Source organism: Bacillus sp. FSL W8-1127, from assembly GCF_038006725.1.
Taxonomy (GTDB): Bacteria; Bacillota; Bacilli; order Bacillales; family DSM-4216; genus Bacillus_O; species Bacillus_O smithii.
This window is the reverse complement of the sequence record NZ_JBBOVU010000001.1, coordinates 1,612,083-1,626,670: the sequence shown is the minus strand read 5'-3', so window position 1 is coordinate 1,626,670 and position 14,588 is coordinate 1,612,083. Positions and strand designations below refer to the sequence as shown.

Annotated in this window: 12 protein-coding genes and 1 pseudogene; 1 reads left to right on the top strand and 12 read right to left on the bottom strand. The window is 38.6% G+C overall.

All coding sequences use genetic code 11. The features are described from left to right. Window positions 1-4: 4 nt before the first annotated feature. From NST12_RS17075 to NST12_RS07695, 11 genes and pseudogenes are all read right to left on the bottom strand, one after another. Complete coding sequence (locus NST12_RS17075) at window positions 5-145, bottom strand: hypothetical protein (protein WP_445662324.1); 141 nt, start codon at window positions 143-145, stop codon at window positions 5-7. Between the two features lie 246 nt (window positions 146-391). Further along, window positions 392-847, bottom strand: coding sequence for a GNAT family N-acetyltransferase (locus NST12_RS07740; protein ID WP_048623323.1), 456 nt, complete (start codon window positions 845-847; stop codon window positions 392-394). A 262-nt stretch (window positions 848-1,109) separates the two neighbouring features. Further along, window positions 1,110-2,312 (bottom strand): transposase, encoded by a 1,203-nt coding sequence (locus NST12_RS07735; RefSeq protein ID WP_048623400.1) that lies wholly within the window; start codon window positions 2,310-2,312, stop codon window positions 1,110-1,112. Window positions 2,313-2,729: 417 nt separating this feature from the next. Continuing rightward, the gene (locus NST12_RS07730) at window positions 2,730-4,013 is read right to left on the bottom strand and encodes an IS110 family transposase (RefSeq protein WP_270584767.1); all 1,284 of its coding nucleotides are present in this window, start codon (window positions 4,011-4,013) and stop codon (window positions 2,730-2,732) included. A 118-nt stretch (window positions 4,014-4,131) separates the two neighbouring features. Then, window positions 4,132-4,941 (bottom strand): ABC transporter permease, encoded by an 810-nt coding sequence (locus tag NST12_RS07725; RefSeq protein ID WP_048623313.1) that lies wholly within the window; start codon window positions 4,939-4,941, stop codon window positions 4,132-4,134. 10 nt (window positions 4,942-4,951) lie between these two features. Beyond that, entirely contained in the window at window positions 4,952-5,893 is a 942-nt protein-coding gene (locus tag NST12_RS07720; protein ID WP_341100813.1) for an ABC transporter permease, read from the bottom strand. Window positions 5,894-5,929: 36 nt separating this feature from the next. Beyond that, window positions 5,930-7,489 carry an ABC transporter substrate-binding protein gene (locus NST12_RS07715; RefSeq protein WP_053083237.1) on the bottom strand — a complete coding sequence of 520 codons (1,560 nt, stop codon included), beginning with the start codon at window positions 7,487-7,489 and terminating at the stop codon, window positions 5,930-5,932. Between the two features lie 39 nt (window positions 7,490-7,528). Further along, window positions 7,529-8,233: an HAD family hydrolase gene (locus tag NST12_RS07710; RefSeq protein ID WP_048623311.1), complete on the bottom strand. Its 705-nt coding sequence runs from the start codon at window positions 8,231-8,233 to the stop codon at window positions 7,529-7,531. A gap of 48 nt (window positions 8,234-8,281) precedes the next feature. Then, complete coding sequence (locus NST12_RS07705; protein ID WP_341100806.1) at window positions 8,282-10,009, bottom strand: CocE/NonD family hydrolase; 1,728 nt, start codon at window positions 10,007-10,009, stop codon at window positions 8,282-8,284. 147 nt (window positions 10,010-10,156) lie between these two features. Then, window positions 10,157-10,542: pseudogene (locus NST12_RS07700) on the bottom strand (LLM class flavin-dependent oxidoreductase); the annotation flags it as partial. A gap of 478 nt (window positions 10,543-11,020) precedes the next feature. Beyond that, entirely contained in the window at window positions 11,021-11,518 is a 498-nt protein-coding gene (locus NST12_RS07695) for a DinB family protein (protein WP_341100805.1), read from the bottom strand. 244 nt (window positions 11,519-11,762) lie between these two features. On the opposite strand from NST12_RS07695, the gene NST12_RS07690 reads away from it, so the two are divergent. After that, window positions 11,763-12,350 (top strand): beta-class carbonic anhydrase, encoded by a 588-nt coding sequence (locus NST12_RS07690; protein WP_341102157.1) that lies wholly within the window; start codon window positions 11,763-11,765, stop codon window positions 12,348-12,350. 262 nt (window positions 12,351-12,612) lie between these two features. Here the strand turns inward: NST12_RS07690 and NST12_RS07685 are convergent, their stop codons facing one another. Further along, entirely contained in the window at window positions 12,613-14,583 is a 1,971-nt protein-coding gene (locus NST12_RS07685; protein ID WP_255287952.1) for an MMPL family transporter, read from the bottom strand. Window positions 14,584-14,588 lie beyond the last annotated feature (5 nt).

The window sequence follows — 14,588 nt, the reverse complement described above, 5'->3', positions numbered from 1 at the left end:
CAGGTCATTGCTTCTCTCTCCATATTTTTAATAAACTGTTAATATTTTCTTCAGCGTTAGGATTATTGTGCTTTCCCCATCTTTTATCTTCAAATCCCTGTTGAACATTAATTATTAAAAGAGCAAATAGATGATTGGAATTCATGTTCATCCCCCAATTTAACAATTTAGGCTCCCAACGGAGATTCATCTTCGAATTTTTTATAAATCAAACGAATTTTTTTGCATTCCCTTTTAAATATCTTCAAGTTTACATAATAATTTTATGATAATCTTAAAACTTCTTCTAAAAAATAAAGCAATGTTCTATCTCCTCTTCTATTAGTTAGATTGAATAAACAAGAATTTTGACATAATTACTTAATGTTTTCCGATTGCAAAGATATGAAAATCAGCTGATTTCATAATATAGCCACTCCGATAATTTTCCACCCATTTTGTTGTATAAAGACTGTGCAATTTTATTATCTTTTGCCGTTTCCCATGTCATAAAGGCAAAGTCGTTTTCTCGTATGTATTCTAAGCATGCTTGAAATAATTTCTGTCCGATTTTCTTTCCTCTTGCATTCGGAATCACAAATAAGTCATTTAAAATGGCCTGTTTTTTTACTTTTAAAGTGCTAAAAGTAAAGTACAAAGTAGCAAAACCTACCAGTTCTCCTTGATGTTCAGCAACAAATTGAAGTCCGCTCGAAGGATTTTCCATTAAATGATGAATCAAGTCTTTTAAATCCCTTTCTTTAGGGACAGGTTGTTTGTAAAAATCAACAATATACTGCAGCATTAGTTCATATAATTCAGAAATATCTTGCTCCATTGCCGGCCTTATGACTACATGATGGTTCATTTTTTCTCCTCCGCGATCATCATTTTTTCTATTTTTCTATAATTTCTTTAAGTTTCGAGTACATGGCATCAAAATCGATCCGTTCAATAAGAAGATGGTTCCAATACCATTATTTAAATGAGCATTTTGCAAAATTAGATTTTTTGGATAAAAGTATAAAAAATAAAGCACTCGACAAATAGCTACCAGCATGTTATTTTACAAAATATTACAATAATCTTGTTTTCGGGCATACCTACAGAATTTTTCACATTGAATTTTTTTAAGCGGCTTTCTTCCCTTTATTTTCCTTTGCCATCGCTAGCGCTGAAACAAGTAATACAATAGCGTTCAGGTAAATATGGGTCTTTACTTTTTCAATTCCCCATACATGTAGGGAGTTCGCCGTAAGGTAGCTTTTCATTCTTGAATTACAGCGTTCTACACTTGTCCTCTCGTTGTAAAGCTCTTTCCAACGTTTTGTATCACGGTGCGGATTGGAATATCGGCGCACATCCTTTTTGATGTCGACTTTTACCACCATTCCATAGTTGGAAGATGAACAGGCTGCCATTCCTAATGGGCAATCCACTTTGCCGGTTGCGTGAGGACATCTGAACTTGAGCTGGTCCTTATCAGCTCCCCAATAAGTCATTTCATAACCCATGGAACAACGCGGAGTTCCATTGGAAGAAATCCCTTCAGGAGGCTCTTTTTCGTTGCGCAAATTGAGCGGGATAATGGCTTGCGCTCCAATGTTTTTGGCTGATTCATAGTTTTTTAGTTGGTCATATCCGCCATCCATGATCAGAAATTCAATTTTGGATTTGGTACGCTCTGCCACTTGCTCTATTAATTCTGGTGCGACTTCTCCATCGTTCACATGGGCAGGGGTTACTTTTATGGCCATTGGCAGTTCGCTTGCGGTATCGACTGAAAGATGCATCTTATAGCCAAACCAGGTAATTTTATTGCCGAAGGAATCATATTTTGCGCCCCAATTGGCATTACCCGTTTGTTCACTACGCTTTTTGGGCTGTTTCTTTTCATAGGCATCAATGGCGGCACTGTCGATGGCCTGGTGGCTGCCGTCAATTATTCCTTCCTCCTGAGCTAACTGTACCAAGTCAAGGAAGATCTTTTCAGCCAGCTTTTTTTTGATAAGTGCCGCAAAAACCCGGCTGAGAGTGGAGATAGACGGTGCGGGGCGATCAATCGATAAACCGCATTGATAACGGAAACGAAGGTCTTTATCCAATCGATGATGAAGGGCGGTAAAGGTGTCGATGCCTTCGAGTGGGGCAGCGATGAGAGCCCTTAGAATCCCTTCTCTGGAATGACCGTCAGCCCCTCGGGGTGAAGAACTTCTCAACTGTTTAGCATAAGGGCGTAAATCAAGCGAGCTAAAAAAGATAGGTAATTTCTCTTTTGACTCTAATTTTTGCAGTTCTTCAAAGGAAAATAGGCTTTCTTGTAGAATATACAAAGTGACTTCCTCCCTCAATAAAGTTTATTTTTCTCCCGAATACTCGCTTTTTCTCAAAATTTCATAGACACTTAATAGAATACACACCTCATTTAATGGATATATGTTGAATTTTTTTAAATAATTTACATGGTAGGGGGCATCCTATCAACCAAATTGTATTTATTTGGTAAAAATAAGGTATAACCGTGCTTCATCATCTCCACATCACTCACGGTCGCTAACCCTCCCACATCTCTCCGGATTGAATTCCATACATTCCTTCGTCCTGCGTATCCATGAGGTGGAGGTTGGATATGCTCCTTTGCTGGGTCACATGCCCGTATGGAATAAATAAGCTCCAACTCTGCACTATTGGTGTTTGTCATTTGAGATAATTACGGTATTCTGAAATGATTTCATGAACTTAATAAAGCCTTAAGCTGCCTGTAATGAATCGATTTGAGGCAAACCTCTCAATAACTTTGAACCATCAAATTCACACTGTTTTTGACCAATGACAAATAAGACACGTAGTAATTTACAACACAAGGCAATCAGTGACTGCTGTTTCTTCAAAGGTCGATCAGGACGCTTTGTGTAGTATTGATGCAGGGCTTTAAACGTTGGATTATGGGCAACGAGTGGACGAATGGCCAAGTATAAAGCTCTTCGCAATCGACTTCGTCCTCGTTTTGTGATCTTGGTTTGCCCCTTAAACTTCCCGGAACTATGTTCACGTAATGACAGCCCTGCCAGATTTACTAATTGCTGGGGATGACTATACTTTGTTATATCCCCGACCTCAGCGAAGAATAGCGCGACTGTTGTAGGACCTAAGCCTTGAATATTGATCATTTCCTTCGCTCCAGGTATCGTTACTACAAGTGCTTCCAGATCCTTATCTAACTGTCCTAATTGCTCTTTGTATAGCTCATATTGATCGAGTAAATAATCCAATTCACGTTTAGCAAACTTGATACCAATTTGGATACCAATGCTCTTTTTCGCTGCTTCTATTAACTTTGTAGCTCGTTTGATTCCTACACCACGGTTTACTTCTTGTTTCCATTTCGCAAGAACTTCTTCTGATGTCATTTCTTTAATCTGAGAGGGGAATGGAAAGTTTCTTAATGTACAAAGAGCTGCCTTTCCTTCCCAGTCTTTAAATACATCGAAAAACTCCGGAAAGTAACGCTGGATGTGATTTTGAATACGACCTTCTGTGATCATAAGCTGCTGGATGAGCTGATCTCTTAATTTGACGCCTTCTCTTAGCTCTGCATAGATGCCATCTAAGAGATTTGGTACGGAGTATCGCCCATCTTTAATCAGCTGTGCAATCACACGTGCATCTTTCGTATCGTTTTTAGTTGGAGAGTTATCATCCAGCTCTTTAGTTTTTTTGACATGCATAGGATTGACCAAGACAAAGTCATAACCTTTAGCAGTCAAGAAATAGGCCAGACTCAGCCAGAAATGACCGGTCGGCTCAACACCAAAAATGACATGTGTTTTTTGGTGTTCCTTTTGATGCCTCGAAACCCAATCAAGCAGTTTTTGATAGCCATGTATGCGATTTTCAAAGATCAGTCTTTTTCCAAATTCGATTCCTCGATCATCCTGAGCTCGAGCGACGTGTTTGTCTTTGGCGATATCAATGCCTACAATTAATGTTGATGGTGTAATTTGCGAGATTTTACGATTTTGCGTATAATTCATCTTGAGTCCTCCTTGGTAATTATTAATTCGGGGTCAATGCATTGACACCCTGTACTATACCAAGAGGGCTCTTTTTGTTTCAAACCTCAAATTTCTTCATTACAGGAATAGCTCCTTTCTAGTCCTTCCGCGCTATCCAGTCCCTTATCCCATCTCCAAGCAAGTTGAATCCAAGAACCGTCAACGTAATGAATATGCCGGGAGCAAGTGTATACCATGGTGCTTTATAAATGTAACTTTGCGATTCATTCAACATTCTGCCCCAACTTGGATCCGGAGGTTGAACACCTAATCCCAAATAACTGAGTGCCGCTTCTATTAAAATAGCAGCTGAAAAATTTAAAGAGGCTGCTACAATAATAGGCGACAAAATATTTGGAAGAATATGATAAACAATGATTCTAAGATGCCCCGCTCCTAAATGTCTGGCCGCTGTTACAAAATCAGTTTTTTTATAGGCCAAAAAGCCGCTGCGAATAATTCGGGCAAACCCGGGAATAAAAAAAATACCAACCGCTATAATCGTCTGCGTTAAATCGGGCTTAAAAATAGAGACGAGAACGAGTGCTATGATAATTCCTGGAAATGCCAATAAAGCATCCATCAGGCGCATCAAAATTTCATCCACCCATTTTCCTAAATAACCCGAAGCAGCCCCGATGACCAATCCACCGGTGATGCCAATGGCAACGGAGAAGAAACCTACTGTAAAAGCTGTTTGAGAACCCTCCATTACGCGGCTTAAAATATCCCTTCCAAAGTTATCTGTCCCTAAAAGATGCTTGCGGCTTGGACTGGCAAGGCGATCCCCAATGTTCATTTCATTCACGTTGTGCGGCAAATAGACGAAACTTACCAACATGAGTAAAAACATTGCCGAAACCAAAATCATTCCAATCCATAGATTGCTGTTTTTCGAAAGATTCATGCGGACCACCCTATTTTAATTCTATTTTCGGATCTAACCAACGATAGGTTAAATCCACTATTAAGTTAACTAAAACAACAAGAAACGCTATAATAAGGACCATCCCTTGAATAAGCGGATAATCACGGCTGCCGATGGCGGAAACAAGCAAACTTCCAAACCCGGGAAGTGTAAAAACCTGTTCAATGACTAAACTTCCTGCAAGAATTTCGCCAAAATTCATTCCAACTACTGTAACGACAGGGATAAGGGCATTTTTTAATACATGTTTAAAATAAATAGTCGATTCTTTTAAGCCTTTACTATATGCAGTACGGACATAATCCTCGTTCAGCTGTTCAATCATCGTAGTTCGTAAATATCGTACAACGATGGCGATCTGCGGAATTGCTACTGCCAGCGACGGCAAGAAAAGAGAACGAAAAGCCAGGAATGGATTTTTCGACCACGGAACGTATCCCCCTGCAGAAAACCAATTCAATGTAAATCCGAAAATCAATATAAGCAGAATGCCAGACCAAAACGAAGGAACCGAAAGCCCGATTTGTGTAATGATCGAGATCAAAAAATCCATCGTTTTCCCTTTGCTCTTCGCTGCCAAAATTCCTAAAGGTATCGCTGTAACAATGATTATGCTTAAAGCAATGATGGCTAAAGAAAACGTAACGGAGGAGCGGCTTATTATTAAATTTAAAACGGGTTCAGAAAATCGCAGCGATTCTCCAAAATCTAAATGAAAAATGTCCGTCATCCATGATCCAAATTGTTCGATAAGAGGTTTGTCAGTTCCGAGTTTTTTATTTAGAGCTTCTAATTGCGCCAGGGTAGCCTCCGTTCCTAAAATCGCCAAAGCGGGATTCCCGGGAATAATTCGAAATGCGCAAAAAGACAGGAAAACGACAAAAATCAGTGTCAGAAAAAAAGTAATGATTCTCCTTACTACAAAATTCATACAATCACCTTGTCCCTTTGCCTAATTCATTGCCTCTTATTCTTTCACCTTAATCGTTGACAAATCTTGAACATAAATCGGATACGTTTTATATCCTTCCAAATTGTCTTTTAATGCCGTATTTGTGTTCGGATCCATAATATAAACGGCTGCTGCTTCTTCAGCCAAAATGGTCTGTGCCTTTTTAATGAGTTCTACCCGCTTATTTTCATCCATTGCCGTTCTTGCCTGTTCTAACACGTGATCAAACTGGGTGTTAGAAAAATTAAAGAAATTATTTTTGGATGTTGATAAATATTTATTTAAGATTTCATATGGATCTAATTTTCCATCCAGCCCTATAATGGTCATGTCATAATCTCTGCCTTGATAAACACGATCAAGCCATACTCCCCATTCGACGGTTTCAATTTTTGCTTTAATTCCGATTTTTTCGAGATACCGCGCGATTACTTGAGCTGTATCCACATGAAATTGATAATTGGACGGTACCGTTATCGTTGTTTCAAATCCATTCGGATAACCCGCTTTTGCAAGTAACTTTTTCGCTTTTTTGATATTAAACGCATACTTGTCTTCCAAGTCTTCTTGATAATATTTGCCCATAATCGGGCTCATGTTCGAACCGATCTTTGTTCCTTTTCCTAAAGCCACTCCTTTAATAATTTCATCTTTATCAATAGCATAATTGATTGCCTGGCGGACCAATTTGTTATTGAATGGCTTTCTTTTATGGTTAAATGCAAGTAATTGTACTAAGTTTTGCGGAGCGCTTACATATTTGTATCCTTTGCCTAACTCATCTAATTTTTCACTGCCGATTCGAGGATAAATATCAATTTCTCCTGATTTAAAAGCCAAGAAAGCGGCTTCGGCATCTTTAATAATCTGAAACTCAACCTTGTCCAAATAAGGAACACCTTTCACATAGTAATTAGGGTTTTTCTCCAGAACAAGACGCTGCCCTGGCAAGTATTCCACAAACTTAAAAGGACCTGTCCCAATTGGAGTTTTATTGCTGTCCTTATAACCTTTCGGAATAACGGCAGCCGTCACTGCCGTTAAGAAAGCGGCTTCCCTTTGTTTCAGTTTAATGACGACCGTTTTCTTATCCGGTGCCGTAATAGATTCCACATTGCTAAATGAAGTGTACAATGGTTTTCCTGTACCAATCCCCGCTAAAAGATCATAGGAATACTTTACATCCTCAGCAGTCACCTCTTGCCCGTTATGAAATTTGACTCCATCTCTCAGCACAAATGTATAAGTTAAACCATCCTGCGAAATTTTATAAGATTTCGCAATTGCCGGGATAAGCTCACCTTTATTGTTTGGCTTTAGCAGCCCTTCAAAAACATTGAACATTATTTCTCTTGTTCCCGCGGCTTGAGCCAAAAATGGGTCCAAATAATCGGGATCTTGAGGAACTGCGACGACCACTTCTTTATCCCCTTTTTCTTTTGTGGAAGAAGTGCCAATTGATACCTCTTTTTGGCTTTCACATGCGGATAGCAATAAAACAATCGAAATGCTTAACCATAGCCTTTTCATGAAATTGGTTTTTTTCCTTTTTCTTCTTTTAATACTTAAAGCCATCCAAATGACTCCCCTTTACGTTAAAATGAGGAATTATATTTATAAAAGAAGATCCATTTTATTTAATAAATCTGGCACTTCTTCTATAGAACGAATCGTGTGAGGATACCGAATTTCCTCTATTCCCTCCTGATTAAACCGATTAATCAACAAAGCTTTCATTCCTACTTTCGAACTGCCAACCACATCATCATAGTAGTTGTCCCCGACGTATATGCACTCTTCTCCGGACACGCCAGCGTCTTTTAAAGCTATTTCAAAAATCGCTGCATCCGGCTTTTCAACGCCAACTTCTGAAGAAATAATTATATGATCAAAATAAGCAGTTAAATGATGTCTTTCCAAAAGTTCTCTTGCACTGTGATCCCAGTTGCTGATCACTCCCAGTCCGTAAGAATGCCTTTTTAATTTAGTTAACACCGAATTCACAAAAGCGAAAGGACGCCATTGCTCTATAGGCTTTTTCATCTCCAGCATTCTTTCGCTCTGTCTGCTCAAATGAAAATGGAGGCCAAGCTTAAAATTCAAAACACCTAAATACCAAGGATAGAAAGTTTGAACATCTTTTCCTAAAACACTAGGATACTCTCTCATAAAATATTTATCTGTCAGATGATAAGCCCTTTCGATTTTTTCCAACGAAATATAAATTCCATTTTCCGCTAAAAATTGCTGATAAACGTCCTCTCGTTGCTGATAAAAAAGGGTATAGCCTAAATCAAACCAAACGAACTTTTTTTCCATGTGTTCCTTCCTTCTTTTTAACGTGGACATTCATTTTAAAACTCGGAGTTACTCTTTAACAATCGGTAGGACGACATGCGACGGATATCGTCCGTCATGATAAATCGTTTGAGTTGCAGCAATAAAATCCGCTTCCGTCGCACTTCCCGGTTTGACCAATCTATTTGGATTACGGTCAAATGTCGGAAACAATGAACTAGTTATATCAAGACGAATGGAATGCCCTTTATGAAAAACGTTGGCAACAGCGCCGGCATTTATTTCATATTTAATGACTCGGGAAGCCGGCACAGGTTCTTGTCGTTCCAAGGAGTTCCGAAAACTCGCCCTAATGATTCCTTCTGCAACGTTATACGCATTTCCGTTCGGATGAACATCGATGAGCTTCACGACAAAGTCTGTATCTTGCGCAGTCGTCGATGCATACAGGATGACTTTTATGTCGCCAACAACAGAAACATCTTCTTCTAATATGTCTGATGTATAAACTAAAACATCGTTTCTCACTTCAATGGGAAGTTGATTTTTCGGACCCATCGGCGTTAAAACGGGATCAGCTCCTGATCTTCCGCCAAGTGCCGGTACTGGAATGGAAGGGTGATAAACAAAAATATCAGGTGATTCATTTTCAGGTGGATGAATGGAGAGCTTTCCATCACCATTGATTGAATTGGCTTTATATGAACTATGCAGATAGTAATTGGTATTTACCGTATTAGGAGGCGGCCATTGAGATGACTCTCTCCACTCATTGCTGCCCATCAAAAAGTACTGCACTGGCTTTTTATGTCCCCATTCGTTTACTTCATCTTTTAACCATCGGTTAAACCAGCTCAGTTGAATTTCATCGATGCGGTTGCCGGCATCTTTTCCAAAATCAAGTTCACCAACAAATCTCGACCATGGCATATGGTACCAAGGAGTAATAAACAAATATTGTTCATTGGCTGCCACAGCGTTCGCATATTTTTTTATACCTTGAAAGTTTTCAATTGTTCCGTCGATGAAGATGTCATACCATCCACCAATATGTAGAGCAGGAACGGTTATTTTCTCATAATAGTCCCGTATAGAGTATCGATCCCAATATTCATCCCTCACGTTATGTTCAAGCCACTCTTTATAAAATGGTGTTAATTCCTCTTTTACAACCGGCACATCCTTCAAAGGCAGGTAATGATAGAATGAGTGGATCGTCGGAGTCTTGAAAGAAATCTCTTTTAACCACTCCCATTTTCCTCTGCGAAACCCTTCATTCTGGCTAACAAACAATGTCCAAGACAAATTCAAAGCAAGAGCAAATGCACCATGTTTATAAACCTGTCCGTTATAGCCATCCGAACCAATCATTGCCGGAACAATACATTTTAAATAAGGAGGCCTCTCAGCAGCTGTTAACAATTGCACTGCACCAGCATAAGAAAAACCGTACATCCCGACTTTAGGTTCTACATCAGGCAAATGCGCCGACCATACAACCGTATCATAGCCGTCCTGTCCTTCCGTCCGATAAGGATCGAATGTCCCTTCAGACTCCCACCTCCCACGAGTATCTTGAACAATAACTACATACCCATTTTGGGCATACCATATTGGATGAGCGTAATTCATTGTCTGGGCATCGCTCTTGTTGTAAGGGGTTCTTAATAGCAAAACCGGATATTTTTCTTGGTCATCTGGCCGGTATATATCTGCATACAAAATGGTCCCATCTCTCATAGGAACAGATACATCTCTAGTAATTCGAATATTCTCCGTTACTTTCTGCTTCTTCATTGCTAAGCATGTCCCTACCTTCCTTTTATGGGTGGCATCCACACCATCGCACTTCAGACCGTCCCTCTTTCCAAACGGCTATTGTAGTTTTTTCGAGATCCTGGCAAGCGGATGATCTTAATAGACTGAATTTTCAATTATTTTTTAAAAAAGAAACCTTTCTTCAAAATATTGTCCGTCATTCACGGCGCTAAATTGCAACGCTTTTGTCGATAACGGCAGTCCGCCCGGAGCCTTCCCAATCCCAAGATCGACTCTTCCGGAAGCTAGAGTAGACAAAACATGAAAATTTTCCGCTACTTTAAAAGGACTATAATGCTGAAGCATGACGCCTCCTGATCCGATGCGGATCGACCTCGTTCGGGCAAGCAAATACGACATTAAAACTTCCGGAGACGACCCGGCCAACTGTTCCGTATGATGATGCTTCGACACCCAGAAGCGCGAGTAGCCCCCTGCTTTTTGAGCGAGGCGTCAACAGCTGAAGAGCCTTCAAGGATCGGACTTTGATCTAATCCAAACTGATCACTAATGTGCATCTCCCTCTTTTCTATTCTTAGTTTTTTGGTATGAATAATAGGTTTTATTTTTATGATTAATCTTATCACCGGAAATGACAAAAAAGCAATACTTCCGGTGATAGAAAGATTTTTATCATTCATCCAAAAAATCTATCAATTCTTTTATGATACGGATGCTATTAACGATTTTAAATTTTTCAACCAAATGGTAGTGAACTCAGCTCCATAATAAACGCTAGGAATATACGGTTTGAGCATCATCAAATGATCGACATCGACTTCCTTCCGGTTCATCTTTAATGCATTCATTAGGCAAAAATCCGATTTTCCATCCATATTGAATGGGCATTTTGCCACTTCCAGATGATTTCCCTGAATTCAAATCAAGTCTCCCTTTCGCCCCATTAAAAGCTGGTATCTCAATCTGGTTAAAAAAACAAAAATGCTAATCATTTTTAACAGCTTCATTCATTCCAACAATGGTGCTACTCTACTGCTTCCTCCTTGGTATCGTTAACGTTTTCCAATCTGTAGATTTTATTTGTTTTGCAATATAGACAATCTGTCCGATGTGATAAGAATAGTGGTACATTTGCCTTTCGATAGCTTGGATGACAGTATGAGGTTCATTTCGGATCGTGATGGATTTTAAAAGATCTTTTTCGTCGATTTCGTATAAAGTTTTTAAAAAAATTTGCCATCCTTTTTCCCAGCGATCAAGTAGTTCTTCCCTGCTTTTTAGATCGTTGGTAAATTCATCATCGCGATTTCGATTTGGTTTTTCTCCGTCTGAAGCAAAAAAGTCGGTCCAGCGCGAAATCATGTTGCCGTTCATATGTTTAACAATCATGCCAATACTATTGGATTCTTCGTTAAAACAGTAAAAAAGTTCATCTTCGGACAATTGTTCCATCGCTCTCTCTGCTGTTTTCTTCATATCCAAAAAACGTTCACGCACAACCTTTAAATACTCTTGACCAATTGTCACTTCAGCACCTCCAAAAAAGATCGTTATATTTGTTTTATTTCGCAAAAAGGATCCTAATTCCTGTTCATAAAAATAAGGAGAAATCTCTTTATAGATTCTATTGAAAATAACGATCTCTTTTTATAGAAAACCGAAAATAAAAATCTAAATATTCTAAAAATAAATTGACGGCCACACAGCGATTGGATATAATCACAGTAAACAGATATGATTTATGTAATTTTGAAAGGAAGGGTGTTGGAAAATAAGTGACATTTTAAATGAAGTATTGGCCGCCAACGAAGAATACTCTGCTCATTTCGGCGATAAAGCCCATTTGCAGCTGCCGCCAAAGCGTCGTTTTGCCATTCTGACTTGCATGGACGCCCGTCTTGATCCGGCTAAGTTTGCAGGACTAGCAGAGGGTGATGCTCATGTGATCAGAAATGCCGGAGGTCGTGCAAGTGACGATGCCATTCGTTCCCTCATTATCTCATATAAACTGTTAGGAACAAGAGAATGGTTCGTGATTCATCATACCGATTGTGGGATGGAGACATTTACCAATGACGTGATCCGCCAATTGCTCTCCAACAGCCTGGAAACAGCTGAATTTGACGGACAAAATTGGAAAGATGTAGGAAGAGACTCCGGTTCGAAAGAAGGCGAGTACATAGAATTTTTGCCAATCCGCAATCTAAAACAAAGTGTCATCGACGATGTTGAACGCATTCGTTCTCACCCTCTCGTGCCAAATTACATTCCGATCTACGGATTTATTTATGACGTGAAAAGCGGTCGTCTCGTGGAAGTACCAGAAGCGACTCGTATTGGACAAGCAGTCACCGTTTGATCATCATTGCTTTTTTCATATCACGAACCTACCGTTCTTTTATTTCAAAAAAATGAACATGTTTAAAGCATAAAAATAGCTGCTAAAAGTGCAGCTATTTTTATGGAATAACCGTTTCCTCTCGTTAACGGCCATTTTGTGCTGCTACTGTCATATTGGGTCACTCGCATTAAAATAATATAGTGTCCTTTGCGACATTTTCTTTATTTAAAAAACGTAATGAAGTATACTCCTTCTACATTTAGAAACCCAACTGTATCAATCATGAATTTGTTCCTCCCCGTACAGGTAATGATTCATGTGGAACTTTTGTTTTTGATGTTCCTTTCTTTTTAAACGGTATCCACCAATTTAATTCTCCAAATAATTTCATCAATATCGGAATTAGAATCGTTCTTACCAATAAAGCATCCACAAGTATTGCAAATGCTAATCCAAGTCCCATCTCTGCAACAACTCTTACATTTACTAATGAAAATGCGCCAAAAACAGCTATCATTATAATTGCTGCTCCATTCACTAATCCTGCTGTATCTGATAATCCTTTCACGATACTATTGTCATGGGATAGACCTTCTTCAAAAAATTCTTTCATTCGACTAATGATAATTACTTCATAATCCATACTTAGTCCAAAGAGAACCGTGAAAAGTACAACTGGCGTGATTGAATTTATGGTTTGATTCGGGTCAAAGTTTAATGAGAACTTGTTTTGAAAACCAAAAACCAATACTCCTATACTTGCTAAAGTGACAAGTGTATTTAGGACAATTGCTTTAATTGGAATAATAATGGATTTAAAGGTTATGACTAAAACAAAGAAACTGACTATAAACACGGTTAAAATCATGATCGGAATACTTTCGAAAACCTTATGGTCAAAATCCAATCCTGTTGCAGTTTCTCCCCCTACATAAGTAGTTAGATGATTCGTATTGTTTTTCTTAACGGTTTCCCTGATATCCTTTACAAGATTATGAGAGATTTTTGAATCTGCTGCTATATCAGATGCTACAAGGATAACTGTAGTATCTTTGCCATTGTCTGCATTTAACAAGTTCTCTAATTGTTCTTTTAGTGTGCCTGAAAACAAATTGAAATTTTTATAAGCTCCTTCATAATCTTCTAATTTCCATTCATTGTTCCAATTAGTGATACTCGTTACTTTATCAACGTAATCCAATTTGCTTACTTCATTTGTAATTCGATTAACTGTTTCTAAGTTTGATTTATCAATTATTTTTCCATGTTGCGATTTCAAAACAATCTCAATTGGAAATACATCACCTTGATCAAACTTATTGATCAACATCTCAAATCCTTCACGTTCCGGAGAATCGTTTGGAATAGAAGATGCACTAGCAACTGGTACTTGCATGTTTGTTTTTATGGCAGGAACAGCAATGATCAATAGAATGAAAAGCGATGGGATTAAAAAGACAACTGGATGTTTAATTAACTTATTCGCCAACCGTTCCCATATATTTGTTTTATTACGCCTATTAAATAAAGGTATTCTCCATTTGTTTACCCGGGTTCCCATCATTGTTAAAAGAGCGGGCAACAATGTTATGGAAACCAAGATAGAGAAGAAAACGACGATGACTCCTCCCAATGCGATGGAATTAAAAATCATTATATTGGGAATAAACAAAGCGGATAAACTAATTGCTACAGTTAAGCCCGAATAAAGAACAGATCTACCTGCCGTTTCCATCGTTTTTTTTACTGCCTCGATAACACTTGAATGCTCCAGCTCTTTTCTGTACCTACTTACGATAAACAGTGAATAGTCAACCGCAACTCCTAGCCCAACCATACTGATAATATTGGTAACTAAAATATTTAGAGAATAGTTCTGAGCTATAAAATATACTGTAGCCATCGTACCAGTTAGAGCAAACATTGCCATTGCTAAAGGCAATACTGCAGAAAATACAGTCCTAAATACGATGAGAAGAACTATAACCATTACCGGAAATGCAATCATTTCAGCTTTTGATACCGACTCTTTTGTAGCTTTATTTAAAGCGTAATTAAGAGCGGGTCCACCGGTTACTTTCACGTTAAAATTTTTATGACCAATACTGCCTAATTTAGATTCAATCTTAGGTACCAAGCTCGCTGCTTGATCTTCAGTTGCAGATAGTCCAACTGCTATATAAGTTGTTGATTTATCTTTAGAGACTAATTGTTTATTCTTGTGATCATAATAAGTCGTTACTTCTTTAATTTGGC

Excerpts from the sequence above, each read along its gene's own strand:
- NST12_RS17075 (WP_445662324.1), bottom strand. The coding sequence starts at position 145 with ATGAATTCCAATCATCTATTTGCTCTTTTAATAATTAATGTTCAACAG.
- NST12_RS07740 (WP_048623323.1), bottom strand. The coding sequence starts at position 847 with ATGAACCATCATGTAGTCATAAGGCCGGCAATGGAGCAAGATATTTCT.
- NST12_RS07730 (WP_270584767.1), bottom strand. The coding sequence starts at position 4,013 with ATGAATTATACGCAAAATCGTAAAATCTCGCAAATTACACCATCAACA.
- NST12_RS07725 (WP_048623313.1), bottom strand. The coding sequence starts at position 4,941 with ATGAATCTTTCGAAAAACAGCAATCTATGGATTGGAATGATTTTGGTT.
- NST12_RS07720 (WP_341100813.1), bottom strand. The coding sequence starts at position 5,893 with ATGAATTTTGTAGTAAGGAGAATCATTACTTTTTTTCTGACACTGATT.
- NST12_RS07715 (WP_053083237.1), bottom strand. The coding sequence starts at position 7,489 with ATGGCTTTAAGTATTAAAAGAAGAAAAAGGAAAAAAACCAATTTCATG.
- NST12_RS07710 (WP_048623311.1), bottom strand. The coding sequence starts at position 8,233 with ATGGAAAAAAAGTTCGTTTGGTTTGATTTAGGCTATACCCTTTTTTAT.
- NST12_RS07705 (WP_341100806.1), bottom strand. The coding sequence starts at position 10,009 with ATGAAGAAGCAGAAAGTAACGGAGAATATTCGAATTACTAGAGATGTA.